The sequence below is a fragment of the Mycobacterium sp. genome (assembly GCF_050701675.1).
Taxonomy (GTDB): domain Bacteria; phylum Actinomycetota; class Actinomycetes; order Mycobacteriales; family Mycobacteriaceae; genus Mycobacterium.
This window is the reverse complement of record NZ_JBOGDD010000715.1, coordinates 1-5,754: the sequence shown is the minus strand read 5'-3', so window position 1 is coordinate 5,754 and position 5,754 is coordinate 1. Positions and strand designations below refer to the sequence as shown.

The following is a 5,754-nucleotide window of genomic DNA, read 5'->3' as shown; positions in this document are numbered from 1 at the left end:
CCAGCGCGTTGGCCAACGCCGCCCCGGCCAGGGAGCCTGCCTTCGTGTTGTCCGTCGCCACGACGGCGTCGGCACCGCTGACGGCCGAACCGATGGCGACGACGGGGATCCGGGCTGCGCGAGCTCGGGCGCAGGCATCCTCCAGACCTTCGGTTGCCACCGGCTCGATCAGGATCAGGTCGAGCCCGGCATCGACGAAGTCGAGGATCTGGCGGGATTGAATCTCCTTGTCCTCCTTGGCGGTGTGCACGTGCAGCAGGGCACCGAGCCTGGCGGCCTCTGCGCGCAGGGCGTTGATCTCGGCGATGAAGAAGCTTTCGTCGACGGGGTAGCTGAATCCGATGTCGTGAACCGGGCCGGGTTGCGCCCGAGCCGCCGACGCCAGTTCGAAGACGCGGGCGCCCAGCGCGTACGTGCCGTCGACCCCGCGGGCGAGCAGACTTTCCTGAGTCAGGGCATGGCAGATGCCCATGACGCTGCTCTTGGGAAGACCGGTCAGTTGAGCCAGCTCGGCAAGTGCCATCGGGTGGCCGGCGTCGCAAATGGCTTGCAGCACGGTCGCCGCGCGCGTCAGTGCGGGGACACGTCCCCGTTCGCGGCGCGCGCGTGTGTCATTGGCCCCGGCTGCTGGGTCCGACATCCGACTCAGGGTAATCGATGCGCAAACGCCGATGACCGGCGCTCACCGTTGCGCGGCGTTTCACCACTCGGAGATGAGGACGAAACCTGAAATGTCCGAAGTGCAAACGTGCTGGGGCAGAAGTACATCCGCATTGTTGACAAGGTCACGAGGGGGTGCCTAGTGTGTGTTTCATCACTCGACGCTGAGTTCGATATATGAAACGGACGCGTCGGGTGTTCGCCTCTCCGGGCCGGTCTCGACGAGGTGCGCGTAGTCGACGTCAGACGGGCGTTGGCACGTGATCCTCGAGCTAGGGCCGAAGGAGAAGTCGATGGCGATTTCCCAGCGATTCGTCGGTGCGATCAGCGTGGTGTTGGCCATCGCGATGGTCACCGGCGGGTGCACCAAGAAGAATGAGAACACCCCCGCGACCTCGGGCGGCGCCAGCGCGTCGGAAGGCGCAGGCGCGTCCGGCGAGAAGGTCAAGGTGGCGTTCGTGCCGAAATTGCAGGGATCCCCGTACTTCGAGGCGATGGACACCGGCGCCAAGCAGGCGGCGAACGACTTCGGTGACATCGAGTGGCTCTACCAGGGGCCCACCTCAGCCGACGCGGCCGCACAGGCTCAGATCGTGCGGTCCTTCATCCAGCAGAAGGTCGACGCGCTGGTGATCGCGCCCAACGATCCCGACTCCATGGCGCCGCTGATGAAGCAGGCCCAGGACGCCGGCATCAAGGTCCTGACCGCCGACACCGACGCCCCCAACTCGGTCCGCGAGGCGTTCGTCAACCAAGCCACCGCCGAGGGCATCGGCACCACCACCGCCGAGACGCTCATGAAGGCGATGGGCGGAAAGGGCAAGTGGGCCATCGTGTCCTGCGGCGAGACGGCGGAAAACCTGAACTCCTGGATCGCCGCCGAGAAGGCCTATGTATCGGAGAAGTACCCGGAGGCCGAGCTGGTCGACGTCGTGTACTCGGGCGAGGATCAGGCCAAGGGCACCCAGATGTCCACCGACCTGATGAGCGCACACCCCGACCTCAAGGGGCTGCTGGGACAGTGCACGACGTCCGCCGTCGGCGTTGCCCAGGCAGTCAAGGACGCAGGCAAGATCGGGCAGGTCTTCACCGTCGGGATCGGCACGCCGAAGTCGATGAAGCCGTATCTGGCCGACGGATCGTCGTCCGGCTCGATCCTGTGGAACGTGCAGAACCTGGGCTACCTGACGGCCTGGGCCGGCGAGCAGCTAGCCAAGGGAAAGACGTTCGAGGCGACCAACAAGGTCAGCGACCAGATGCCTGACGTGAAGTGGGACGAGGCAAGCAAGACCTTGGTGCTCGGTGACCCCTTGCTGATCACCACCGAGAACGTCGATCAGTTCAACTACTGACCGCGGGACCGGAGACCTCATGCCGGAGGACCCGCGACTCACACTCACCGGAGTCGCCAAGAGCTACGGCGCGGTCAAGGCGATCAGGCACGCCGACTTCGAACTTCGGCCAGGGCAGGTCCACGCCCTGGTGGGGGAGAACGGCGCAGGAAAGTCCACGCTGATCAAGATCGTCTCGGGCGCCACCATCCCGGACGCAGGCACCGTCAGCTACGACGGTCAGCCGGTGTCGATCACCTCGACCGTCGATGCGATCGCGCTGGGCATCGCCACGGTGTATCAAGAACCGCAATTGTTCGCCGAGCTCACCGTCGCCGAGAACGTCTTCATGGGTCGCGAGATCGTCACACGTGGACGCGTCGACTGGGCCGCGCAGAATGAACGCGTCGTCGGGTTGCTCGAAGCCCTCGGCCTTCCCGCCAAGCTGGCCACCGCCACCGTCGGGAACTTGTCGGTCGCCACCCAGCAGCAGGTGTCGATCGCCAAGGCCCTGGCCGGCAAATGCGGCATCCTCATCCTGGACGAGCCGTCGGCCATCCTGACTGACGCCGAGATCGAGGTGTTGTTCGGCATCATTCGCCGACTCGCCGACGACGGCGTCGCGATCGTCTACATCTCCCACCGGCTCGACGAAGTGGTCAAGATCGCCGACCAGGTCACCATCATGCGCGACGGCAGCACCATCGGTACTCATCCGATCGGGGAGATGTCGGTACGGCGGATGGCCGAACTGATGGTGGGAGAGGCCCTCTCCGAGCAATCGGGCCCGCGGACCGCACCGCAGGGGGAGCCCGTCCTGGAGCTGAAGTCGCTCGCCAGGGCCGGTTCCTTCCACGACGTGAGCCTGCAGCTGCGCTCTGGAGAGATCCTCGGGCTCTACGGACTGGTCGGTTCCGGCGTCGCCGAGATCGCCGAGTGCATCCACGGGCTGGCCAAGACCAGTGCGGGCGACATCGTCCTCGAAGGACGCACCATCGCCCCGCGCACACCACGACAGGCCGAGCGGGCCGGAATCGCGTTGCTGCCCGCCAACCGCAAGACCGAGGGCATGTTCTCCTTCCAATCCATCGCGTTCAACGTGTCGATCGGTCATCTGCAGCGCCTCTCGGTGGGCCGGGCGTTCGTGGACCGGCGCAAGGAACGCACGGTGGTCAAGGATCTGATGGGGCGGCTCTCGGTGCGGGCGTCGGACGAAAACCAGCCCGTCGGAACCCTTTCCGGCGGCAACGCACAGAAGGTGATGCTGGCCCGACAGCTCGTCGAGCGGCCCAAGCTATTGCTGCTGGCCGAGCCAACTCAAGGTGTCGACATCGGCGCCAAGGAGGAGATCCACCGCATCATCACCGACCTCGCCGACAACGGCACGGCGGTCCTCGTCGTGACCTCTGACCTTCAGGAGGCGCTGCGAATCACCGATCGGCTCCTGGTGGTGCGCGCGGGAACCATCGCCGCGGAGTTCGGGCCCGACGCAAGGCAAGTCGACGTCCTGGCCGCAGCCGCAGGGGATCAGGAAGGAGGGGCCAACCCATGAGCGTCGCGATCGATCCCAATGCGGCGTCGAGCGCCGCGCCGGTGCGCACCCGGGGCCGGGTGCTGCCCTCACCGGTGACGCCCGCCGAGATCGCCCTGATCGCAGTCCTGGTCGTGCTCTGGATCGCGCTGGCGTTGGCCACACCGGCGTTCCTCAGTGCCGGCTCGGTCATCCCGCTACTCGTCGAGTTCTCTCCGGTGGCGTTGATCGGCATCGGCATGACGTTCGTGATCATCACCGGCGGCATCGACGTGTCCGTCGGCGGCGCGATCATGGTGTGCTCCGTCGTGACCGCCAAGCTCATGCGCGACCAATCTCTGCCACTGGTCTGGTGTTTGGTGGTGGCGCTGGCCACCGGCGCGGTCCTCGGCCTGGTCAATGGCGTACTCATCGCCTATGGGCGCGTGCACGCCATCATCATCACCTTCGGCACGGCGAATCTGTTTCTGTTCGTCGGTCTGCAGATCTTCGCCTCGCAACCCATCAGCGGGATGCCGAACACGCTGGCCTGGTTCGGCCGCGGCGTCGACGGTCGCACGTTCGACGTCCCGCACAGCTTCGCGATCACCGTCGTCCTCGCCGCCATCGCGTGGTGGTATCTGCGCCACACTCCCGGCGGGCGTCACTTCTTCGGGGTGGGCGGCGACCCGGTCGCCGCGCGACTGGCCGGAATCAGGGTGCAACGACGCATCCTGGTCGCCTACATCATCACCGGCGTGCTCGTCGGACTCGGATCCATCTTCACCCTGGCGAAGGGCACCTCGAGCCTCGACCAGTCCGTGGGGTCCGGCCAGGAGCTCGCCGTCATCGCCGCGGTGGTCATCGGGGGCACCTCGATCATGGGCGGGCGCGGCTCGGTACTCGGCACGATTCTCGGCGCACTGCTCGTTCAAACCGTGAAATCCGGGGTGACGCAATTGGGTTGGCCCTCGCAGCTGTCCTACCTGTTCGTCGGCGTCTTCATCGTCGTTGCCGTCGGGACGGATCTCTTGCGCCGACGCGCGAGGAGGACACGATGAGCGTCGAGGCCTCCGCGCCCGCGGTCGACGAGCCAGCCGCCCGCAGGCGGATCGACCGGATCTGGGAAGCGATACTGACACAGCGGATCGTGCTGCTCGCCGTGCTCATCGTCATCGTCGTCGCGTGGCTGATCTACATGAGCGCCAACGGATACCTCACTGGCGCATACGACTTCGACTACATGTCGGCCAGCCTCATCGACGCGGTCCCGTTGGCGCTGCTGGGATTCGCCGAACTCGTGGTCATCGTGTCCGGCCGTGGCGGGATCGACCTCTCCGTCGGCGCCATGGTGTCGCTGGTCGGGATGATCTTCGGGTTCGCCTACGGCAAGTGGGGCTGGCCGCTGTTGGCTGCCGTCGTGCTGGCCGTGGTCGCCGGTGCAATTCTGGGGGCGATCAATGGATTCCTCGTCGCCCGCATCGGCTTTCCTGCCCTCATCGCAACGCTTGCCACCTACTACGCCTACCGGTCGATCGCGTTGGTCATCAACGACCAGAAACCCATCAACAGCGCCCAGATTCAAGACCTCTACACGCTGACCGGCTCGGTCCGGGTGCCAATCATCGGTGATTACATCCCCGACGTGCCACTGGGTGTGTTCACCTTCCTCCTTCCCGTACTCGTCGTGCTCTGGCTCGCATTGGGGCGCGGCACGTTCGGGCGCAGGCTGTACGCCGTCGGGACGAACGACGTCGCCGCGCGATGGGCGGGTCTCGACGTCGCAGGTACCCGAATGCGCGCCTACGTGCTGTCCGGGGTCCTATCGGGCCTCGTCGCGGTCTACATCACCGCGGAGTTCGCCTCGGCCCGACCCGACGCCGGAACCTCCGGCAACGGCCTTGCGCTGCCTGCGATCACCATCGCGGTGCTCGGGGGAGTCGCGATCACCGGTGGCATCGGCCGCCTGGCGGGCGTCCTTCTCGCCACGGTCCTGATCGTGTGGCTCAACGCAGGCATCATCCTCTATTTCGTGGGCAACACCGGCACGCAATTCCAACTGCTGGCGCTCGGTGTGGTCCTCATCCTGTCCGCGTTGCTGAACGGGTTGGCGGGCCGTAGATTCCGCGGCGGCGACTGACGAAAGCCCGACGCATCGAACGTATTACGCATCTGTTCAGAAACGGAGTAAGCACATGACTGTTCTCGACACCTTCGCCTTGACCGGCAAACGCGCGCTGGTGACGGGCGGTA

General features: G+C 65.9%; 5 protein-coding genes. 4 read left to right on the top strand and 1 reads right to left on the bottom strand.

Going from position 1 to position 5,754, the window contains the following annotated elements:
• Nucleotides 1-640: substrate-binding domain-containing protein (locus ACRDUX_RS22005; protein ID WP_526416485.1), on the bottom strand; the 640-nt coding region annotated here is incomplete at its 3' end.
• A 313-nt stretch (nucleotides 641-953) separates the two neighbouring features.
• Between ACRDUX_RS22005 and ACRDUX_RS22000 the strand changes: the two genes are divergently transcribed.
• Genes ACRDUX_RS22000 through ACRDUX_RS21985 form a run of 4 tightly spaced genes read left to right on the top strand, consistent with a single transcriptional unit; the run spans nucleotide 954 to nucleotide 5,641 of the window.
• Nucleotides 954-2,012, top strand: coding sequence for an autoinducer 2 ABC transporter substrate-binding protein (locus ACRDUX_RS22000; RefSeq protein ID WP_526416483.1), 1,059 nt, complete (start codon nucleotides 954-956; stop codon nucleotides 2,010-2,012).
• A 19-nt stretch (nucleotides 2,013-2,031) separates the two neighbouring features.
• Nucleotides 2,032-3,543 (top strand): sugar ABC transporter ATP-binding protein, encoded by a 1,512-nt coding sequence (locus tag ACRDUX_RS21995; RefSeq protein WP_526416481.1) that lies wholly within the window; start codon nucleotides 2,032-2,034, stop codon nucleotides 3,541-3,543.
• Nucleotides 3,540-4,562, top strand: a complete 1,023-nt coding sequence (locus tag ACRDUX_RS21990; protein WP_526416479.1) for an ABC transporter permease — start codon at nucleotides 3,540-3,542, stop codon at nucleotides 4,560-4,562. The genes ACRDUX_RS21995 and ACRDUX_RS21990 overlap by 4 nt, the downstream gene beginning before the upstream one ends.
• The gene (locus ACRDUX_RS21985) at nucleotides 4,559-5,641 is read left to right on the top strand and encodes an ABC transporter permease (RefSeq protein WP_526416477.1); all 1,083 of its coding nucleotides are present in this window, start codon (nucleotides 4,559-4,561) and stop codon (nucleotides 5,639-5,641) included. The genes ACRDUX_RS21990 and ACRDUX_RS21985 overlap by 4 nt, the downstream gene beginning before the upstream one ends.
• Nucleotides 5,642-5,754: the final 113 nt, after the last annotated feature.

Excerpts from the sequence above, each read along its gene's own strand:
- ACRDUX_RS22000 (WP_526416483.1), top strand. The coding sequence starts at position 954 with ATGGCGATTTCCCAGCGATTCGTCGGTGCGATCAGCGTGGTGTTGGCC.
- ACRDUX_RS21995 (WP_526416481.1), top strand. The coding sequence starts at position 2,032 with ATGCCGGAGGACCCGCGACTCACACTCACCGGAGTCGCCAAGAGCTAC.
- ACRDUX_RS21990 (WP_526416479.1), top strand. The coding sequence starts at position 3,540 with ATGAGCGTCGCGATCGATCCCAATGCGGCGTCGAGCGCCGCGCCGGTG.
- ACRDUX_RS21985 (WP_526416477.1), top strand. The coding sequence starts at position 4,559 with ATGAGCGTCGAGGCCTCCGCGCCCGCGGTCGACGAGCCAGCCGCCCGC.